Genomic DNA, 20119 nt, shown 5'->3' on the forward strand with positions numbered 1-20119 from the left:
TGACGGCGACCCGTGACGGGCGACCGACGGCGGCCGACCCGTGAGGGCCGGCCCGTGAAGTCCGGCCGACCACGACGGAGCCCCCCGGAGCCGAGAGGACTCCGGGGGGCTCCGACGGTTCGTCGGCTCCCGCTCAGCCGCCGAGCCGGTCCACCGAGGTCACCCGGACCACCGCCCGGCCCTCCTCGTCCGAGCCGTACAGGTCGACCTCGGCGCTGATGCCCCAGTCGTGGTCGCCCTCCGGGTCGTCGAAGATCTGCCGGACCCGCCAGGCGGAGTCCTCCTCCTCGATGATCAGCATCTTCGGGCCGCGTGCGTCCGGGCCGGTGCCCAGGTCGTCGTACTCCTCCCAGTACCCGTCCATGGCGTCCGCCCAGCGGTCCGCGTCCCAGCCGTACTCGCCGTCCAGCTCGGCGAGCTCCTCGTAGTGCTCCAGCGCGCACAGCTCGACCCGGCGGAACATCTCGTTGCGCACCAGGACGCGGAAGGCGCGGGCGTTGGCGGTGACCGGCGCCGGCTTGTCGTCCAGCCGCACCTCGGCGGCCTGCGGCTCGGTCGGGTTGGCCAGCTGCTCCCACTCGTCCAGCAGGCTGGAGTCGACCTGGCGGACCAGCTCGCCGAGCCAGGCGATGACGTCCTTGAGGTCGTCGGTCTTCACGTCCTCGGGCACGGTCTGCTCCAGCGCCTTGAACGCGCCGGCCAGGTAGCGCAGCACGATGCCCTCGGTGCGGGCCAGCTCGTAGAAGCCGACGTAGTCCGAGAAGGTCATCGCCCGCTCGAACAGGTCGCGGACCACCGACTTCGGCTGCAGCTGGTGGTCACCGATCCACGGGTGCGCCCGGCGGTACACCTCGTAGGCGTGGGTGAGCAGTTCCTCCAGCGGCTTCGGGTAGGTGATCTCCTGGAGCCGCTCCATCCGCTCCTCGTACTCGATGCCGTCCCGCTTCATCTCGCCGACGGCCTCGCCGCGCGCCTTGTTCTGCTGCGAGGCGAGGATCTGGCGCGGGTCGTCGAGGGTCGCCTCGACGACCGAGACGACGTCCATCGCGTACGAGGGGGAGGTCGGGTCGAGCAGCTCGAAGGCGGCCAGCGCGAAGGTGGACAGCGGCTGGTTGAGCGCGAAGTTCTCCTGGAGGTCCAGGGTGAGCCGGACGATCCGGCCCTCGGCGTCCGGCTCCGGCAGCCGCTCCACCACGCCGCCCTCCAGCAGCGAGCGGTAGATGGCGATCGCGGTGCGGATGTGCCGGCGCTGCGCGGCCTTGTCCTCGTGGTTGTCGGTCAGCAGCTTGCGCATCGCCTCGAAGGCGTTGCCCGGGCGGCCGATCACCGACAGCAGCATCGCGTGGCTGACCTTGAACCGGGAGACCAGCGGCTCCGGGTCGGCGCCGATCAGCTTGTCGAAGGTCTCCTCGGTCCAGCCGACGAAGCCCTCCGGCGCCTTCTTCCGCACCACCTTGCGCTTCTTCTTCGGGTCGTCCCCGGCCTTGGCGATCGCCTTGTCGTTCTCGATCACGTGCTCCGGCGCCTGGGCGACGACCTGGCCGACGGTGTCGAAGCCGGCCCGGCCGGCCCGCCCGGCGATCTGGTGGAACTCGCGGGCGCGCAGGATGCGCACCCGCTGCCCGTCGTACTTCGACAGCGCCGTGAACAGCACCGTGCGGATCGGCACATTGACACCGACACCGAGGGTGTCGGTGCCGCAGATGACCTTCAACAGGCCCGCCTGGGCGAGGCGTTCGACCAGCCGGCGGTACTTCGGCAGCATGCCCGCGTGGTGCACGCCGATGCCGTGGCGCACGAAACGGGACAGGTTGCGGCCGAACTTGGTGGTGAAGCGGAAGTTGCCGATCAGCTCGGCGATGGCCTCCTTCTCCGCCTTCGAGCACATGTTGATGCTCATCAGCGACTGGGCCCGCTCCACCGCTTCCTTCTGGGTGAAGTGCACCACGTAGACCGGCGCCTGGCCGGTCTGCAGCAGCTCCTCCAGGGTGTCGTGCATCGAGGTGCGGCGGTACTCGTAGAACAGTGGCACCGGGCGGGTCGCGTTGCGCACCACCGTGGTCGGCCGGCCGGTGCGGCGGGTCAGGTCCTCCTCGAAGCGGCGGACGTCGCCGAGCGTCGCGGACATCAGCAGGAACTGCGCCTGCGGGAGCTCCAGCAGCGGGATCTGCCAGGCCCAGCCGCGGTCCGGCTCGGCGTAGAAGTGGAACTCGTCCATGACCACCTGGCCGATGTCGGCCCGGGTGCCGTCGCGCAGCGCGATCTGGGCGAGCACCTCGGCGGTGCAGCAGATGATCGGCGCGGTCGGGTTCACACTCGCGTCGCCGGTCATCATGCCGACCTGCTCGGTGCCGAACATCTTCACCAGGTCGAAGAACTTCTCCGAGACCAGCGCCTTGATCGGGGCGGTGTAGAAGGTCCGCTGCCCCTCCGCCAGCGCGGCGAAGTGCGCCCCCGCCGCCACCAGGCTCTTGCCGGAACCGGTCGGCGTCGCGAGGATCACGTTGTTCCCCGACACCAGCTCGATCAGCGCCTCCTCCTGCGCCGGGTACAGCGTGATCCCCCGATCCTCCGCCCAGGCTGCGAACGTCTCGTACAGCGCGTCGGGGGTGGCGGGCTTCGGCATCAGATCAAGGAGGGTCACGCGGCTATCTTGCCTGCTCGCCGCCACCCCGGGCAAAGCCCACCGCCCCGGCGGGCGGGCCGGCCGGGCGCGGCGCGCGGTTCCCGCGGACGTCGACCACGCGGTAGGGGCGGGCGGGGAGCGTGCGGAGCCGCCCGGTTTCACGTCAAACGGACCAGGTCGGCGTGCCCGTGGTCGCGAGCGCCCAGGACGGGCACCTGGAGCTCTTCATCGCTCGTCGACGGACACGGCGTCCGCCACGTGTTCGCTGTCGGCACCGACGGCCGCGTCCGCCACCGCACCGGCACGACGGCCACCACCTTCGGCGACTGGCAGACCCTGCCGCTCTGACGGCGGCCCCTGACCGGCCCCTGCCGGCCCGCCGGGGGCGGTCAGAAGGGCGCGGCGGGCGCCTGCGCGGCCAGCTGCGGGGCGTTCGTGCAGCCCTGGGCGCGGACGAGCTCCCTCGCGGTGCGCAGGGCGGCGTCGATCCGGATCTGGTGGATTTTGGCGACGGGGGTGCCCGCGGAGGCCCGGTCCCCGCTGACCTCGATCATGCGGAACGGGAAGACGGCGGGGCGTCCGTCCTTCTCCGGGTGGTCGCAGCGGAGCAGCAGCTGCACCGTGCCGTGGCGGAACAGCCAGCCCTGGGCGCCGGGGCCGAAGTCCAGCGGCGCGGGCCGGATCGGCTCCCAGCCCGTCGACTCCGCCTCGGTCTTCACCCGCTGGAACTTCTCGTCACGGGCTTCGACGCCGATGGCGGCGATCGTCGTCCCGTGCCGGCCGACCTCACAGGAGGGGTTGCCGGCCAGGGTGTCCTGCTCCGAGAGCGGCGTCTTGCCCTGCCGGGCGCCGACCTTGCCGCCCTTGCCCGCCAGGGCGGCCAGATCCTCGTGGGTGAACGCGTTCCAGCAGGCGCTCTGCGGCAGGTCCACCCCCTGCCAGGGCCTGGCGTACCACAGCCCGCCGCCGACCCCGGCCACGAGCACCGCCGCACCGACGGCGATCGGCAGGGCACGGCGGCGGCGCGGGCGTTCAGCCATCGGCCTTCTCCTTCGGCAGCTCGGGGACGGCGGGGGCCACGGCGGGCAACTGCACCTGGTTGGTGCACCGGTACTCGGCGGCGGCGACCCGGGCGATCTTCAACGCGGCCTCGGCGTACGCCTGGCGGGCCCCGGCCGGCGAGGCGCCCTCGATCGGGTCGCCGCCGACGTCGACGCGGACGTACGGCGGGGCCTTGGTGCCGGGCTTGTCCGAGGTGGGGACCTGGAAGTCGCAGCGTACGTAGAGCCGGACGCGGTGACTCTCGTCGCCGCTGGCCAGCCCCACCGCACCGGGGCCGAAGTCCAGGTCGGCGACGGGGCGGTGCTTCTCGACGTCCCGGGCACGGTCGGCGTCGACCCCGTCCCAGGCGGGGTAGACCTGGACGTCGAGGAGGAAGCCGCCGGAACCGTCGTCCCCGTTCCAGACGACACGGCAGTCGTTACTGCGGATCCTGGGCTCGTCCGGCGCGGTCGGTGTCTGGATCCGGGCCCGTGGCACGGTCTCGTACACCTTCCCGTACTTTCCGGCCAGCGGCTTCAGGTCGTCCTTCGACAGCGCCGACCAGCAGGCGCTCTGCGCGATCTCCAACGACCGCCACGGCTGCCAGGCCCACAGCCCGCCCCCCACACCGGCGGCGACAACGAGCCCGCCCGCCAGCCACGGCAGCACCCGGGGCCGCCGCCACCACGACGGCGGAGGCGGCGGGTCGTCGGGCGAGCGGGGGATGATGTGTGCGACGTCGACCATGGGTCGTCACTCCTTGGCGGCGGCCGCTGCCGCCTGTTGCTGTTGGAAGAGGCGATGGCCGGTGTTGCAGCCGGCGTCGAGGCTGGCCGAGCCCTGGCGGGCCAGCTCGCTCAGGTAGTTCGGGTCGAGTCCGGCGTCCTGGCCGGCGCTCTTGATGGCGTCGACGACAGCCTGCTGGGAGCCGGTGACCGAGGTGGCCACCTTGGTTCCGGCGTCGTCCGCCGCCTGGTTGGTCGTGTCGACGTGGTAGCTGTTCGCCACGTTGGTCATGATCTCGTCGACCTGGTCGTTGATGAGTCCGCCGACCTTGGGAATCTTCTCGGCCGCGACGCCGCCGGTGTAGTCCCAGATGGTCTTGGCGATGTCCTTCTTCGCGTCGATCGCGTCGTTGACCTCCTGGTCGGAGATCGCGTGGTTGTGGAAGATCTCGTCCGACATGGCGCTGGTGATCAGGCCGGTGACGATCCCGCCCGGCTTCGTCACGTTCTCGATCGACATGCCCAGGTCCTTGTGGAGCTCCGGGTGGGCCAGGACCTGCTGGATCTGGGCGGTCTGGTAGGCCTGCTGCGCGGTGGCGATGGAGGCGTAGGCGTCCGTGTCCCGGCCGACGGCCAGCAGGAGCCGCTGGACGTCCTTCTGCGCGAACTCGGTGGCGACACCGGGGACGGGCGCCACGCCCGGAGTCGGCTCCTTCGCGCCCGGTCCCTCCAGGGAGTTCTCGATGTCCGCGATGTAGTTGGCGGTCATGTTGCCGACGCTGCCGTTGAGGTCGGCGAAGACCCCGCCGTGCAGCAGGCTCGGCCCGTCGCCGTTGCCGAAGCGGCTGACGACCTGCTGCATCACCGAGCTCATCTGCGGCGTGTGCGGCGGGTACTTGCCCTCGGTGTCGTCCCAGGCGCGGCCGGTGGCGGCGGCCTCCAGGGCGTGCCCGAGCGGTCCGACGTCGGCCGGGTCGGCCGGGCCGCCCTCGAGCGGGCGCAGCGGGTAGTTCATGTCGACGAGGACGGAGTTGTTCCCGGAGTCGGTGAACAGCTTGAAGTAGTTGTTCTGGCCGCCGGTGCTCTTGACGGTGCCGTCCGGGTTGTACGTGGTGACCGGGTCGTTGAAGAACTTGGTGGCGGCTTCGGGACTGTGGCCGAAGGCGTCCAGGATGCCGGACAGCGGGTTGAAGCCCTTGAGGTTGCCGTCCTTGTCCGGCTGGCCGATGAACTTGAACTCGTCGAACGGGTAGCCGCCGCTGCGGTAGGCGGGCACCTCCCAGCGGGTCGGGTTCTCCTGGGTGAGCTGGGTGACGTGCTGGGCGATCGGGTTCAGGAAGTGGTCGTCGTACTTCCCGTTCCGCAGCAGGTTGGACATGATCTGGTAGCCGTACGGGCTCTTCGCGGGATCGGCACCGGGCCTGAGCGGGATCTGCGTGGCGCCGGCCGCGCGGAACCGCTTCTCCCACTCGTCCGAGACGTGCACCGGCTGCTTGGTGTCGGTCGCGGTGGCCAGGGTCAGGCCCAGGCCCTGCTGGATGCCCTTGACGGCCGCGCTGCGGGCCGGGCTGTTGGCGAAGTCGCCGCTCTGCGCCATCGCGCCGTACTTGGCCATGAACGTCGCCGGGTCCTGGTTGCCGTAGAAGGAGGTGGCGAACCGCGGGTCGTTCTGGTGGTGTTCCAGGATGTCCTGGAGGTGCTTGAGCTGGGCGTCGGAGGCCTGGGCGCCGAGGCCCAGGATGTAGGTGGCGGCCTTGGCCTCCTCCTCCGGGATGCCGCCGACGGGGTTGGCGTTGAACGCCGTGCCGTCGCTGCCGGTGTCGTCGCCCAGGGCCCTGGAGGCGTCCTGGTCGGCCTCGGTGGCGCGGTCGATCGCGTCGCCTATGGCCTTGGCGGCGGTCTCGGCCTTGGCCTTCCAGCTGTTGGCGTACTCGGGGTCCTTCTTGTCCGCCGGGTTGGTGGCCGGCGGCCAGTGCACGGCGCCCTGGTCGTCGACGGTGAGGCCCTCGTGGGTGGCGTTCTGGACGGCGGTGGTGAGGTCCTTCTTCGCCGCCGTGATCTCGGTGTGGGCGTCGCGGAGCGTCTTGGCCAGGGCCGAGGCCTCCTCGAAGGCCGCGTGGATCTGGTCGCGGGCCCAGGTGAGCTTGGCGTCGGCGAGGCCGGCGGCGTCGCCGTGCCAGCCGGACTGCCGGATGGTGCCGATGACCTCGTTCTGCATCCGCTGGGTGAGGTCCCACTTGCGGACGAGGGTCTCGAAGTCGCCCGCCGCGGAGGCGAGGCCGCCGAGGTCGACCTGCTGGAGCTGGCTGAATGTCACCATGGTGGTGCGGTATCCCCCCGTTTGCGCCGGCGTCAGCTGCCGGCGACCTGCGGCTTGTTGAAGTCGGCCTGGATGTCCGAGTCGGTCTTGCTGTAACTCTGGGCCGTGGTCTGCAGGTTGGTGCCGATGTCGCCGACGGTGGTCTGCAGTCCGCCGGACTGGCTGGTCCAGGTGCCCCAGGCGGCGGTGAGCGCGCCGCCGAGGTTCCAGCCCTTGAGGGACCCGGCCGCGGCGTTGACGTGTTCGCCTGGCTGCTCGCACTCGGTCTTGACGGCGTCCCGCAGGGCGAGGGCGTTCTGTGCGGCCTGCTGGAGCACGCCGGCGTTCACGGCGATGGTCTTGCCGCCGCCCGCCGGGTTCAACGAGACCGGTCCGGAGTCGGCCCCGGCGAGGTCCGGGAACTGCTTCTTCGCCTCTGCGGTCAGATTGCCCTTGTCGTCAAAGAGCCACGGATTCATGCGACGCTCGAATTCGAGGTCGGTCATTGTTCGCCCCCCGGATAAAGATCGGCATGGATCGTACTATTTTTGCGGCGGTGATTTCGGTGAATTGAATATTGATACTCCGTTAACGCCTGGTGAATCACCACAAGGACAGTCCGTTCGCAATGTGCCGATCCGCACATTGCCCCGCACACGGCGGCATGCCAGAGTGCCGAGCATGAACCATCCGCTCGCGGCCGAGCCGCGCCCCGCCGCCACCGACCTCGCCCCCGCCTCCGCGCGCGTCTTCGACTGGCTCGACGAGACGGCCGCGATGCGCGCGGAGGCCGGGCTGACGCGGACGCTGCGCAGCCGGGCGGCGGACGACGCGGTGCTGGACCTCGCCGGCAACGACTACCTGGGGCTGACCAGGCACCCGGTGGTCACCCGGGCCGCCGCGGACGCGGCGCTGCGCTGGGGCGGAGGTTCGACGGGCTCGCGGCTGGTGACGGGGACGACCGCCCTGCACACCGAACTCGAGGAGGAGCTGGCCGAGTTCTGCGGGGCGGAGGCCGCGCTGGTGTTCTCCTCCGGGTACACGGCCAACCTCGCGGCGCTGACGGCGCTCACCGACCCGGACACCCTGATCGTCTCCGACGCCTACAACCACGCCTCACTGATCGACGGCTGCCGGCTCTCCCGCGCCGACGTCCACCGGGCCCCGCACAGCAGCCCGGCGGCCGTCGCCGAGGCGCTCGCCGGGCGGACGCAGCCGCGGGCGCTGGTGGTCACCGACTCGGTGTTCTCGGTGGACGGCGACGCGGCCCCGCTGCCCGGGCTGTCGCAGGCCGTCCGCGCGCACGGCGCCGCGCTGCTGGTGGACGACGCGCACGGGCTGGGCGTGCTCGGCCCCGGCGGCACCGGGGCGCTCGCCGCGGCCGGCCTCGCCGGGCAGCCGGACGTCGTGGCCACCGCCACCCTCTCCAAGTCGCTCGGCTCGCAGGGGGGCGCCGTCCTCGGCCCGCGCCGGGTGATCCGGCACCTCACCGAGACCGCCCGCACCTTCATCTTCGACACCGGCCTCGCCCCGGCCGCCGCCGGCGCCGCCCTCGCCGCCCTGCGGCTGCTGCGCGCCGAGCCGGCCCGCGCCGAGCGCGCCCGCGAGGTCGCCCGCACCCTGGCCCGGCAGCTCACCGCCGCCGGCCTGCACAGCTGCGAGCCCGAGGCCGCGGTGGTCTCCGTCCGCGCCCCGGGCCCGGAGGCCGCCGTCACCTGGGCCGCCGACTGCCGGCGCGCGGGCCTCGCCGTCGGCTGCTTCCGCCCGCCGTCCGTCCCGGACGGCATCTCCCGGCTGCGGCTGACCGCCCGGGGAGACCTGACGGACGGCCAGATCGCCGAGGCCGTCCGCATCGTCGCCGAGCTGGCCCCGCCCGGCGCGCGGGTCTGAGGCTCCACGGCGAAGGGGCGGCCTACTTCTTCTTCGCCCGGCTCGGCTGGACCCGGGGCGGCTCGCCCTTCGCCTTGGGGTGGTCGGGCGGGTAGGGGAGTTCGCCGAGGCCCTCGTCGTGGAGCTGCTTCTCGTAGAGTTCCAGCAGGGCCTCCAGGCGGAACGCGTGCTGCTCCATCTCGGCGTTCAGGTCGCCGAGTTCGGCGAAGCGGGCCGGGACGGTGCGCAGGTCGAAGTCCTCGGGGGCGGCGTCGTCCAGCTCCTCCCAGCGCAGCGGGGCGGAGGCGGTGGCGAGGGGGCGGGCGCGCAGCGAGTAGGCGGAGGCGATGGTGCGGTCGCGGGCCATCTGGTTGTAGTCGACGAAGATCCGCTCGCCGCGCTCCTCCTTCCACCAGGCGGTGGTGACCTTCCCCGGCATCCGCTGCTCCAGCACCCGGCCGAGGGCGATCACCGCGTGCCGTCCGTCGGTGAAGGTCCACTCGGGCGCCAGCGGCACGTAGACGTGCAGTCCGCGCCCGCCGGAGGACTTGGGCCAGCCGCGCAGCCCGTACTCCTCCAGCAGGGCGCGCAGTTCGTGGGCGGCGCGGGCGGCGTCGTGGAAGTCGGTGCCGGGCTGCGGGTCGAGGTCGATCCGCAGCTCGTCCACGTGGCCGGTGTCGGAGCGCCGGACCGGCCAGGGGTGGAAGGTGAGGCAGCCCAGGTTGGCCGCCCACAGCACGGCGGCCGGCTCGGTGGGGCAGATCTCGTCGGCGGAGCGGCCGCTGGGGAACTCGATCCGGGCGGTGGGCAGCCACTCCGGCAGGCCCTTGGGCGCGCGCTTCTGGTAGAAGAACTCGCCGTCCACCCCGTCCGGGAAGCGCTGCAGGGTGGTCGGCCGGTCACGCAGCCCGCGCAGCACCCCGTCGGCGACGGACAGGTAGTACTGCGCGACGTCCAGCTTGGTGAAGCCGCGCTCGGGGTAGTACACCTTGTCCGGGTTCGACAGCCGGACGGTGCGCCCGGCGACTTCCAGTTCCACGGCTGAGCCCATGCCCCTCACGCTAAGCGCGGTATGCCCGGCGCGCGCCCCGAGGCGAACCGGGCGAGGATCGGTCGCATGGACCTGCCCGTGATGCCACCGGTGGCGCCGATGCTCGCCAAGTCGGTGGCCGAGATCCCGCCCGGGATGCAGTACGAGGCCAAGTGGGACGGCTTCCGCTCGATCGTGTTCCGTGACGGCGACGAGGTGGAGCTCGGCAGCCGCACCGGAAAGCCGCTGACCAGGTACTTCCCCGAGCTGGTCGAGGCGTTCAGGCGGGAGCTGCCGCCGCGCTGCGTGCTGGACGGCGAGGTGGTGATCGCCCGGGAGGGGCGGCTGCGCTTCGAGGAACTGCTGGAGCGCATCCACCCCGCCGCGAGCCGGGTGAAGCTGCTCGCCGAGCGGACCCCGGCCTCCTTCGTCGCCTTCGACCTGCTCGCCCTCGGGGACGAGAGCCTGCTGGACGAACCGCTGTCGGTGCGCCGCCCGGCCCTGGAGGCCGCGCTCGCCGACGCCGCCGACCCGGTGTTCACCGCCCCCGCCGCCACCGACCTCGACCTCGCCCGGACCTGGTTCGCCGAGTTCGAGGGGGCCGGGCTGGACGGGGTGGTCGCCAAGCCGCTGGACCAGCCGTACCGGCCGGGGGAGCGGACCATGTACAAGATCAAGCACGAGCGCACCGCCGACTGCGTGGTGGCCGGCTACCGCGAGCACAAGAGCGGACCGGTGGTCGGCTCGCTGCTGCTCGGCATCTTCGACGACGACGGCCGGCTCCAGCACGTCGGTGTCTGCGCCGCCTTCTCGATGGCCCGCCGCCGCGAACTCGCCGAGGAGCTGGCCCCGTTGCGGATGGCGGACGTCTCCGGGCACCCCTGGGGCGCCTGGGCGGACGAGGCCGCGCACGCCGAGGGCCGGCTGCCCGGCGCCGTCAGCCGCTGGACCGGCGGCAAGGACCTCTCCTGGATCGCGCTGCGTCCCGAGCGGGTGGTCGAGGTCGCGTACGACCACATGGAGGGCACCCGGTTCCGGCACACCGCGCAGTTCCGCCGCTGGCGGCCGGACCGCACGCCGGAGAGCTGCACCTACGCTCAGCTGGAGGAGCCGGTCTCGTACGACCTCGGCAGGGTGCTGGGGATCTGACGCGACGCCGACGATCGACGGTCCGCCGACGCGATGTCGGCGGACCGTCGGCGGAACGCTCGAAGACCCCGTGCCTCAGGAGATGTGCAGCGTGGCGGTGGGCGAGACCGCGGGTGACGGGGTCTCCGTGACCATCGGATTCGGCGACGGCGAGGCGGTGGGCGACTCCAGCGGGGAGAGCGTCGGCGAACCGGTCGGCGAGGTCGTCGGCGACGTGGTCGGCGAGGGGGAGGCCGTCGGCGAGCCCGAGGCGGGCGGGGTGGGCAGCGTGTAGACGTTGTTCGGCGAGACGATCTGGGTGATCGCCCGGGCCACGAGCGTCGAGGGCTCCGAACCGTCGTGGGTGATGTCGGTGTTGAGCAGGATGACCAGGCCGGCCTTCGCCTGCGGCAGGTGGAGCACCACGGCCTCGTACCCGGGCAGCGAACCGTTGTGGCCGATCCAGCCGTGGGTGTCGAACACCCCGAAGCCGTAGCCCAGGTCGGGGGTGTCTCCGGCGGACTTGAACTTCAGCCGCTCCGCCTGGGTGGCCGGCTGGAGCAGCGGCTCGCCGGTGGCCAGCACCTTCGACCAGGTCTGGAGGTCGGCGAGGTCGGAGATGGCGGCGCCGGCCGCCCAACCCCAGGACGGGTTCCAGGTGGTGGAGTCCTCGACGGCGCCGCCGGCCGTCTGGTTGGTGTAGCCGTGGGCGTGCGGGTCGGGGAAGGTCGCGTCGGTCGGCAGGCTGGTCCTGGCGAGCCCGGCCGGGGTGAACACCTGCTGGTTCAGGAAGTCCTGGAGCGGCTGCCCGCCGACCTTCTCGACCACCAGGCCGAGCAGGATCAGGTTGGTGTTGGAGTACTCGAACTTGGCGTCCGGCGCGAAGTTCGCCGGGTGCTTGAACGCGTACGCGAGCAGCTGGTCCGGGGTGAAGGGCCGGTTCGGGTCGTTGAAGAACGCCTGCTGGAAGTCGGAGTCCAGGGTGTAGTTGAACAGGCCGCTGCGCATCTCGCCGAGCTGGCGCAGGGTGATGGCGTCTCCGCCGGGCACGTTCGGGACGTACTTGGAGATCGGGTCGTCCAGGCCGAGCTTGCCCTGGTCGACGAGCCGCAGGATGCCGGTGGTCGTGAAGGTCTTGGTCACGCTGCCGATCCGCATGTACAGGTCGGGCGACATCGGCGTCCCGGCGTCCTTGTCGGCGACGCCGAAGGTGCGCTGGTAGCTGCCGTCGGGGGTGGTGTAGCCGATGATCACCCCGGGGATGGCGGCCTCGCTCATCGCCTGCTTGATCGCGGTGTCCAGCCGGCTCATGACGTCCGGGGTGAGCGCCACCACTGCGCCGGTGGGGCTGCCGGTCGGTGTGGCGGTCGGGCTGAGCGCGGCCGGCTCGGCGGTGACCGCAGAACCGGCCTGCCGCGCGGGCGACGAGCCGCCGGAGCAGGCGGAGACGGCGAGCAGGCCGCTCAGTGCGAGGGCGGCGGAGGCCGCCCGTACGGAGCGGGGCACGGCCGGGCGCGGCGAGCGGGATACCGGTGCGGAGCGGGGAACGGCCGGTCGGGGCCGTCGGGTGTCGGTCATCGGCGCAGGCGCCTCTCTGGGGCGGGCGGCCCCTTGGCGACGAAGGGCCCCGGAGCGCTGCTCGGCCGGGCCGGAGCGCTGCTCCACGGGGCCGCGGGGGAGCGTCGCCACCGTAAGCACCGCCGCCGTTCGGCCGCGCGCGGGTCCGTGCCCGGCTGGACCGAACGGGAGCACGGTCAGCCGAGTGCCCCGCCCGGCTGGCGGCCCGCCGTCACCCACCCCGGGACCGTGGTCGGGCCCCGCCGGAGTCGTCCGCCGTCTCCGCGTTCGCCCCCGCCGGAGTCGCGTCTGCCGTCTCTGCGTTCGCCCCCGCCGGAGTCACGTCCGCCGTCTCCGCGCTCGGCCGGACGGGTGAGCACCGGCACGCCGCACCGGCCCGCGGGCGCGGCTCGGGCACGATCGTTCAGCCCAGCTGTGGCCGCCCTTAAGAATTCCTCGATGGACCGCGCCCCCTCCGACCAGGCAGATTGCTGCCTGCCCGGAGCGCGCCCCGTCAGGAGCGGCCGAACCGGGCCCCCTCGGCCTGCCCCCGCACCCGCAGGCGCCGTTCCACCCGCACGTCAGGAGCCGCCGTGAAGGCACTCGTCAAGCAGCAGGCCGAGCCCGGGCTCTGGCTGATGGACGTCCCCATGCCCGAGATCGGCCCCGGCGAGGTGCTGATCAAGGTGCTGCGGACCGGTATCTGCGGCACCGACCTGCACATCCGCAAGTGGGACGGCTGGGCCCAGCAGACCATCAGGACCCCGCTGGTGCTGGGCCACGAGTTCGTCGGCGAGGTCGCCGAGATCGGCGCGGGCGTCGCGGACATCGCGGTCGGCGACCTGGTCAGCGGCGAGGGCCACCTGGTCTGCGGCAAGTGCCGCAACTGCCTGGCCGGCCGCCGCCACCTGTGCCGCAACACCGTCGGCCTGGGCGTCAACCGCGACGGCGCCTTCGCCGAGTACGTGGCCCTGCCCGCCTCCAACGTCTGGGTGCACCGGGTGCCGGTCGACCTGGACGTCGCCGCGATCTTCGACCCGTTCGGCAACGCCGTGCACACCGCGCTGTCCTTCCCGCTGGTCGGCGAGGACGTGCTGGTCACCGGCGCGGGCCCGATCGGCATCATGGCCGCCGCCGTCGCCAAGCACGCCGGCGCCCGCAACGTGATGATCACCGACGTCTCCCCGTACCGCCTCGACCTGGCCCGCGAGGTCGGCGTGACGCTGGCGCTGGACGTCTCCCAGCACACCATCGAGGAGGGCCAGCAGAAGCTGGGCCTGCGCGAGGGCTTCGACGTCGGCCTGGAGATGTCCGGCCGCCCCGAGGCGATGCAGTCGATGATCGCCAACATGACCCACGGCGGGAAGATCGCCATGCTCGGCCTGCCCGCCGAGCAGTTCCCGGTGGACTGGGCCTCGATCGTCACCTCGATGATCACCATCAAGGGCATCTACGGCCGCGAGATGTTCGAGACCTGGTACGCGATGTCCGTGCTGCTGGAGGGTGGTCTGGACCTCAGCCCGGTGATCACCGGCCGCTACGCCGCCACCGACTTCGAGGCCGCCTTCGACGACGCCGCGGGCGGCAACTGCGGCAAGATCATCCTCGACTGGACCGCCTGAGCCACCCCGCCGACGCAAAAGGAGCCTGCTGTGTTCGACAACGTGCGCGCCGACATCGCCACGACCCTCGACGAGATCCGCGAGGCCGGTCTGTTCAAGCCCGAGCGGGTGATCGGCTCCCCGCAGAGCGCCGCGGTCACCGTGACCGCCGGCGGCCGCCCGGGCGAGGTGCTGAACTTCTGCGCCAACAACTACCTGGGCCTCGCCGACCACCCCGAGGTGCTCGCCGCCGCCAAGGACGCCCTGGACCGCTGGGGCTACGGGATGGCCTCGGTCCGCTTCATCTGCGGCACCCAGGATGTCCACAAGGAGCTGGAGGACCGCCTCTCGGCCTTCCTCGGCCAGGAGGACACGATCCTCTACTCCTCCTGCTTCGACGCCAACGGCGGTGTCTTCGAGACCCTGCTGGACGACCGCGACGCCGTCATCTCCGACGCGCTGAACCACGCCAGCATCATCGACGGCATCCGGCTCAGCAAGGCCCGCCGCCACCGCTACGCCAACCGGGACCTCGCCGACCTGGAGAAGCAGCTCCAGGACACCCAGGACGCCCGCCGCCGCCTGATCGTCACCGACGGCGTGTTCTCGATGGACGGCTACGTCGCCCCGCTGCGCGAGATCTGCGACCTGGCCGACCGTTACGACGCCATGGTCATGGTGGACGACTCGCACGCCGTCGGCTTCGTCGGCGCGGGCGGCCGCGGCACCCCCGAACTGCACGGCGTGATGGACCGCGTGGACATCATCACCGGCACCCTCGGCAAGGCGCTCGGCGGCGCCTCCGGCGGCTACGTCGCCGCCCGCCGGGAGATCGTCGCCCTGCTGCGCCAGCGCTCCCGCCCGTACCTGTTCTCCAACTCGCTGGCCCCGGTGATCGCGGCCGCCTCGCTCAAGGTGCTCGACCTGGTCGAGAAGTCCAACGAGCTGCGCGAGCGGCTGGCGGCCAACACCGCGCTGTTCCGGACGAAGATGACCGAGGCCGGGTTCGAGATCCTGCCCGGCGACCACCCGATCGCCCCGGTGATGATCGGCGACGCGGCCAAGGCCGGCCGGCTCGCCGAACTGCTGCTGGAGCGCGGCGTGTACGTGATCGGCTTCTCCTACCCGGTGGTGCCGCACGGTCAGGCCCGGATCCGGGTGCAGCTGTCCGCGGCGCACTCCACCGAGGACGTCGAGCGCGCCGTCGCGGCCTTCGTGGACGCGCGCGCCGCGCTGGGGGAGTAACCCCACCCCAGGCTGCCCGCGGGCCGGACCGCTCGGAACCGGACCGGCCCGCGGGCTCACAACGCCGCGCGGTGGAGGCGAATCGATTCGTCTCCACCGCACGGCCCAGGAACCACCTGCCCCACCCTCCCGCTGCGGGGGCGGGACGCGGCCCGGCCGACGTCCCGCCCCCGTCGCGGTTCCTCCGGGGGCGGGTTACCGCTCGTCGCCGTCCTCGCCCTGGTCGTCGCCGTCGCCCCGGTGGAGCCCGGTGGGCTTGGCGAAGACCTGGGAGTTCTCGACCGCCGGGCCGTTGCCGCCGGCGACCAGGTTGCCGCTGGTCGAGCCGAACAGCACGGTCCTGCCGTCGGCCGACACGAACGGGTCGTTCGACGAGCCGTTGCCGAGCGAGCCGTCCGGAGCGGTGGTGACCCGCTCGGTGCGGCCGGTGCGCAGGTCCTGGCGGTAGACGTCCCAGCCCGGGTGCTGCGGGCCCGGCACCAGGTTGTCGGCGGCGGAGGAGAAGTAGACCCAGCGGTGGTCGGCGGTGATCGAGCCGTGGCCCGAGGAGCCGACCGAACCGGTGCCGGGCAGGCCGCCGCTGACCCGTGTCACGACTCCCGTGCGCAGGTCCCGGACGTGCAGCACGGTGTGGTAGCGGTGGCCGCCGGTCGAGCCGCCGGGCTCGGGCAGGGCGTAGACCGCGTACCGTCCGTCGGGGCTGATGGTGGCGTCGAAGGCCGCGTTGGTGAGCTTGCCCTCGGTGTCGTAGCTCGCGGGCGAGATCGTCCGGGAGGCCACGTCGTACGTGTAGTAGGTGGCGGTCGTCGGGCGGGCCAGGAGCGGCGACGCCCCGGCGGGCAGGGCGGCCTCGGCGCCCGGGGGCAGGTCCGTGTCGGCGGCGCCGGCGGACGCGGCGGGGTCGGGCGTCTCCTCGGACGGCAGCAGCGCGGAGCTGGAGCCGAAGCCGATGGTGCGGCCGTCCGCGCTGATCGTCGGACGGAAGGACGTGTTCTCGCCCGCCCGGCCGTTGTGGTCGCGGGTGACCAGCCGGGTGGTGTGGGTCCAGCGGTCGGTGAGGTAGACGTTGATCTTCCACGTGTAGGGCCTGGTGAGCGAGGGGCCGGCGGTCGGCTCCGTTCCGGGCTCCGGCTCCACGACGGTCGGGTCCAGGTCGTTCCGTGAGGACACGTAGACCACGTACCGGCCGTTCCCGCTGACCTGCGCGTTGTACGAGTAGTGGTACTTGTCCTTGTCGGTGTTGGTGGGGCTGCTGCTGACCAGCTCGGTGCGGCCGGTCCTGCGGTCCCTGATGTACACCTCGGTGCGGTCCTTGACCTGCGCGCCGGGCGCCACGTTCTCGCCGTCGCTCTCGAAGACGACGTAGCGGCCGTCGGCGCTGATCCCGGCCTGGTCGGTCGCGCCGCTCGGCGCCGCACCCGAGTCGGACAGGTTGACCTGCTCGACGCGGCCGGTGCGCAGGTCCTTCACGTAGGCGTTGCTCCAGCCCACCGGGGGCTGGGGCAGCAGGTTCGTGGCCCGGGACGTGAACAGCGCGTAGCGGCCGTCGGCGCTGAGGCCCTGGGCCGAGGACAGGTTGTCGGGCACGGTGCCGTTGACCCCGGTGCTGACCTGTGCGGTGCCACGCGGCGGCGGGGCGGCCTGGGCGGGCGCGGCGGTGACGGCCAGTACGGCGGCGGCGGCCAGCACGCCGCCGCCCGCCGACCACCGGTTGCGGGTGGTACGTGTCATGAGGTTGTTCCTCCCCAGCGATCGCCCGGCCGGGCTCCCTCCCGGCGACGGGCTTTCGCAGAGCCAATCGTCGGGAGGGTCGGAGGGTCAACGTCCTCGGTTGATGTCGGCGGAAAATACGTCAACGGACGTATGCGGAACGGGGATCAGGGCGTCACAGGCGGCGCAGGAAGACGTCCTGCCGGTCGCCGGTGTTCCCCGGGACCAGGTTGCCGCCGACGGCGGTGAAGATCACCGTGTTGCCGGCGGCGTCCACGGCCGGGCTGTAGGAGGCGGCACCGGTGGTCTGCTCGCCGTCCCGGGTGAGGCTGACGCGTTCGATCAGCCCGGTCCTCAGGTCGCGGCGGAACACGTCGGTGCTGTCGTTGGTGTCGCCGGGGACGAGGGTCTCGGCGTTGGAGGCGAAGTAGACCCAGCGGTCGTCGAACGTCATGACGCCGCCGAAGGACGACCACTTCGTGCTGGTGCCCGGCAGGTCGGTGTTGACCTTGGTGACCTTGCCGGTGGCCAGTTCGTGGACGTACACGTCCATCCGGATGCCGTGGGCCGGACCGGGGGAGCCGCCGATGAAGATCGGGAGGCTGTAGACCGCGTAGCGGCCGTCCGGGCTGATCCGGCCGTCCTGGGAGCCGATCAGCCCCCCGGTGTCGTTCAGGCTGCCGCCGACGATGCCGGTGGCGGCGTTCCAGACGTAGTAGCGGTAGTAGTGGGGCCCGGTCAGCCCGGGTGCCCCGCCGTCGGGCGCGGACTCGGCGTCGGGCGCGGACCCGGTGTCGGCGGTGGCCGGGTCGGTGGCCGGGTCGCCGGTCGGGGCCGGCGGTTCCGGGAGCAGGTTGCCGGCCCGGGAGGTGAAGCCGACCGTGGAGCCGTCCGCGCTGATCGTCGGCTCGAAGGAGTTGTTGTTCGCGCCCTCGCCGTCCGCGCCGACGGTGACCAGTCGGCTGGTGTGGGTCCAGCGGTCGGTGATGTAGACGTTGTTCCTGCCGCGCCGCAGGACGCCCGGGGCGAGGTCGCTGCGGTTGGAGACGTAGGCGACGTAGCGGCCGTCCCGGCTGATGCTGGGGCTGAGGGCGCCGTAGCGGCTCTGGTCGTCGGTGCTCGGCAGGGCGGCGGCGGTGACCAGTTCGGTGCGGCCGGTCCAGCGGTCGCGGACGAAGACGTCGCTGGCGTGCTGCACCTGGCCGGGCACCACGTTGGTGGCGGCGGTGCTGAACGCCACGTAGCGGCTGTCGCCGCTGATCGAGGCCTCGGTGGTGGGGGCGTTCAGCGGGGAGCCGTCGTCGGCGACGCTGGCCCGCTCGATGTGCCCGTTGCGCAGGTTCCGCACGTAGATCTCGTCGGAGTTCGGGGTGCCGGCCACGGGCAGCAGGTTGGTCGCGGCGGACGTGAAGAGCGCGGAGCGGCCGTCCTCGCTCAGCCCGAGCGCGGACGAGGGTCCGTCGAGCTGCTCGCCCTTCGGGCCCTCGCTGACCTTGGCGGTGTCGCCCTTGGGCGGCTTGGCCTCGGCGGCGGGCATCGTGGCGCCGGCCACGGCGGTGGCCGCCAGGACGGCGGCGGTGCGGGCCAGCCATCGGCGGGTGCGTGCGGTGGTCATGGATCGTCCTCCCCTGGGGTCGCCCGGCCGCGCTCCCTCCCGGCGGCGGGCTTCCGCAGAGCCAACCGTCGGGAGGGCCGGTGGTCAACGGCCGCGGGTGATCCCGTCGGGAAATACGTCAACAGGCGTATCCCGCAGGGGAGTCAGGCCGTCACAGGCGGCGCCGGAAGACGTCGGTGGTGGCGCTGTCGACGACGGGCGCCAGGTTGCCGTCCTCGGCGCTGAACAGCAGCGTCGTGTCGCCGTCGTCGACCTGCGGGAAGAAGGCGGAGGTGGTGCTCTGCGAGCCGTCCTCGGTGAGGGGGACCCGCTCGGTGAGCCCGGTGCGCAGGTCGGTGCGGAAGATGTCGGCCTGTCCGTTGGTGTCGTCGGGGACCAGGTCGGCGACCTCGGAGGTGAAGTACACCCAGCGGTCGCCCAGCGACATCACGGGGTTATAGGACGATTCGAGGGTGCTGCCGGACAGCGGCTTGTCGACCTTGGTGGTGAGGCCGGTGGCCAGCTCGCGGACGTAGACGTCCTGGTGGCGGCCGTGCGAACCGGGCCGGCCGCCCTCCTCGTAGACCGTGTAGAGCGCGTAGCGGCCGGAGGGGCTGATCCGTCCGTCGTTGCCGCTGCCGACGAGCTCGCCGGCCGCGTCGTAGCTGGCGCCGGTGATCTTCCCGGTGCGGGCGTCCCAGACGTAGTAGGGGTAGGCGCGGATCCCGGCCAGCTCGGCGTGGGCGCCGGCGCTCCGCGGGGCCTGCGCGGCCTCGGCGGCGGGCACAGCGGTCTCGGCGGCGGGCACAGCGGCCGCGGGCGGGGCCTGGTCGGCCGGGAGCAGGTTGCCGGCCCGCGAGTTGAAGCCGATGACGGTGCCGTCGGCACTGATCGTCGGGCGGGAGGAGTTGTTGTCGGCCGGGGTGCCGTCCGCCCCGGTGGAGATCAGCCGGGTGGTGTGGGTCCAGCGGTCGGTGACGAAGACGTTGAACTTGCCGCGGCGCACGCCGGGGGCGAGGTCGGTGCGGTCGGAGGAGTAGACCACGTAGCGGCCGTCGGCACTGATGGCGGCGTCGAAGGCGTTGCGGCCGCTCTGATCGTCGCCCGCGCCGGAGCTGCCGTCACCGGCGGTGACCAGCTCGGTGCGTCCGGTCCGGCGGTCGCGGACGAAGACGTCGGTGGGGTGCTTCGGCTGGCCGGCCACCACGTTGCCCGCGTAGCTGCTGAACACCACGTACCGGCCGTCGCCGCTGATCGCCGCGTCGTTGGTGCCTGCGTCCAGCGCGGAGCCGTCGGGGGCGACGCTGATCCGCTCGGTGTGGCCGTTGCGCAGGTCCCGGACGTAGACGTCGCCCACGGCCCCGGCGCCGCCGGGCAGCAGGTCGGTCGCCGAGGAGGAGAACAGCGCGTAGCGGCCGTCGCCGCTCAGGCCGAGCGCGAGCGAGGGCCCGTTCAGCGCCTCGCCCTTGGCGCCCTCGCTGACCCTGGCGGTGTCGCCCTTGGGCGGCCGGGCCTCGGCGGCGGGCATCGCGGCCCCGGCCACGGCGGCGGCCACCAGGACGGCGGCGGTGCGGGCCAGTCGGCGGCGGGTGCGTGCGGTGGTCATCGATCATCCTCCCCAGATGACGGCCCCGGGCCCTCGGCCCCCCGTGGCCCGGTCGGTAAGAGCCAAGCGCCGTACGGATGGTCGGTCA

Annotated in this window: 14 protein-coding genes; 4 read left to right on the forward strand and 10 right to left on the reverse strand. The window is 72.5% G+C overall.

The window, feature by feature from the left end; translation table 11 throughout:
• Positions 1-133: 133 nt before the first annotated feature.
• The 5 genes from ACIQ87_RS19470 to ACIQ87_RS19490 form a co-directional block, all read right to left on the reverse strand.
• A complete protein-coding gene (locus ACIQ87_RS19470) occupies positions 134-2626 on the reverse strand; it encodes a DEAD/DEAH box helicase (protein WP_402408273.1) in 2493 nt (830 codons plus the stop codon).
• Positions 2627-3015: 389 nt separating this feature from the next.
• Positions 3016-3666, reverse strand: a complete 651-nt coding sequence (locus ACIQ87_RS19475; protein ID WP_402408054.1) for a hypothetical protein — start codon at positions 3664-3666, stop codon at positions 3016-3018.
• On the reverse strand, positions 3659-4414 hold the full coding sequence (locus tag ACIQ87_RS19480) for a hypothetical protein (protein ID WP_402408057.1): 756 nt from the start codon (positions 4412-4414) through the stop codon (positions 3659-3661). The genes ACIQ87_RS19475 and ACIQ87_RS19480 overlap by 8 nt, the downstream gene beginning before the upstream one ends.
• Before the next feature lie 6 nt (positions 4415-4420).
• Complete coding sequence (locus tag ACIQ87_RS19485; protein ID WP_402408060.1) at positions 4421-6712, reverse strand: hypothetical protein; 2292 nt, start codon at positions 6710-6712, stop codon at positions 4421-4423.
• A 32-nt stretch (positions 6713-6744) separates the two neighbouring features.
• Positions 6745-7197 (reverse strand): WXG100 family type VII secretion target, encoded by a 453-nt coding sequence (locus tag ACIQ87_RS19490; RefSeq protein WP_402408062.1) that lies wholly within the window; start codon positions 7195-7197, stop codon positions 6745-6747.
• 175 nt (positions 7198-7372) lie between these two features.
• On the opposite strand from ACIQ87_RS19490, the gene ACIQ87_RS19495 reads away from it, so the two are divergent.
• On the forward strand, positions 7373-8581 hold the full coding sequence (locus tag ACIQ87_RS19495) for an 8-amino-7-oxononanoate synthase (protein WP_402408065.1): 1209 nt from the start codon (positions 7373-7375) through the stop codon (positions 8579-8581).
• Between the two features lie 22 nt (positions 8582-8603).
• Here ACIQ87_RS19495 and ligD read toward each other — a convergent pair whose 3' ends face one another.
• A complete protein-coding gene (gene ligD, locus ACIQ87_RS19500) occupies positions 8604-9611 on the reverse strand; it encodes a non-homologous end-joining DNA ligase (protein ID WP_402408067.1) in 1008 nt (335 codons plus the stop codon).
• Positions 9612-9677: 66 nt separating this feature from the next.
• Here ligD and ACIQ87_RS19505 point away from each other — a divergent pair, with 66 nt between their 5' ends.
• Positions 9678-10739, forward strand: a complete 1062-nt coding sequence (locus ACIQ87_RS19505; RefSeq protein WP_402408070.1) for an ATP-dependent DNA ligase — start codon at positions 9678-9680, stop codon at positions 10737-10739.
• Positions 10740-10814: 75 nt separating this feature from the next.
• On the opposite strand, the gene ACIQ87_RS19510 is transcribed toward ACIQ87_RS19505, so the two are convergent.
• A complete protein-coding gene (locus ACIQ87_RS19510) occupies positions 10815-12296 on the reverse strand; it encodes a serine hydrolase domain-containing protein (RefSeq protein ID WP_402408073.1) in 1482 nt (493 codons plus the stop codon).
• 572 nt (positions 12297-12868) lie between these two features.
• Here ACIQ87_RS19510 and tdh point away from each other — a divergent pair.
• Positions 12869-13897 carry an L-threonine 3-dehydrogenase gene (gene tdh / locus ACIQ87_RS19515; protein ID WP_402408076.1) on the forward strand — a complete coding sequence of 343 codons (1029 nt, stop codon included), beginning with the start codon at positions 12869-12871 and terminating at the stop codon, positions 13895-13897.
• 30 nt (positions 13898-13927) lie between these two features.
• Entirely contained in the window at positions 13928-15121 is a 1194-nt protein-coding gene (locus ACIQ87_RS19520) for a glycine C-acetyltransferase (RefSeq protein ID WP_380704996.1), read from the forward strand.
• A gap of 195 nt (positions 15122-15316) precedes the next feature.
• Here the strand turns inward: ACIQ87_RS19520 and ACIQ87_RS19525 are convergent, their stop codons facing one another.
• The 3 genes from ACIQ87_RS19525 to ACIQ87_RS19535 all read right to left on the reverse strand — a co-directional run bounded on the left by ACIQ87_RS19525 (position 15317) and on the right by ACIQ87_RS19535 (position 20031).
• Entirely contained in the window at positions 15317-16852 is a 1536-nt protein-coding gene (locus ACIQ87_RS19525; RefSeq protein WP_402408079.1) for a TolB family protein, read from the reverse strand.
• 154 nt (positions 16853-17006) lie between these two features.
• Complete coding sequence (locus ACIQ87_RS19530) at positions 17007-18446, reverse strand: hypothetical protein (RefSeq protein ID WP_402408082.1); 1440 nt, start codon at positions 18444-18446, stop codon at positions 17007-17009.
• A gap of 151 nt (positions 18447-18597) precedes the next feature.
• On the reverse strand, positions 18598-20031 hold the full coding sequence (locus ACIQ87_RS19535) for a TolB family protein (protein ID WP_402408084.1): 1434 nt from the start codon (positions 20029-20031) through the stop codon (positions 18598-18600).
• Between the last annotated feature and the right edge of the window lie 88 nt (positions 20032-20119).

Source organism: Kitasatospora sp. NPDC096204, assembly GCF_044763205.1.
Lineage (GTDB): Bacteria > Actinomycetota > Actinomycetes > Streptomycetales > Streptomycetaceae > Kitasatospora.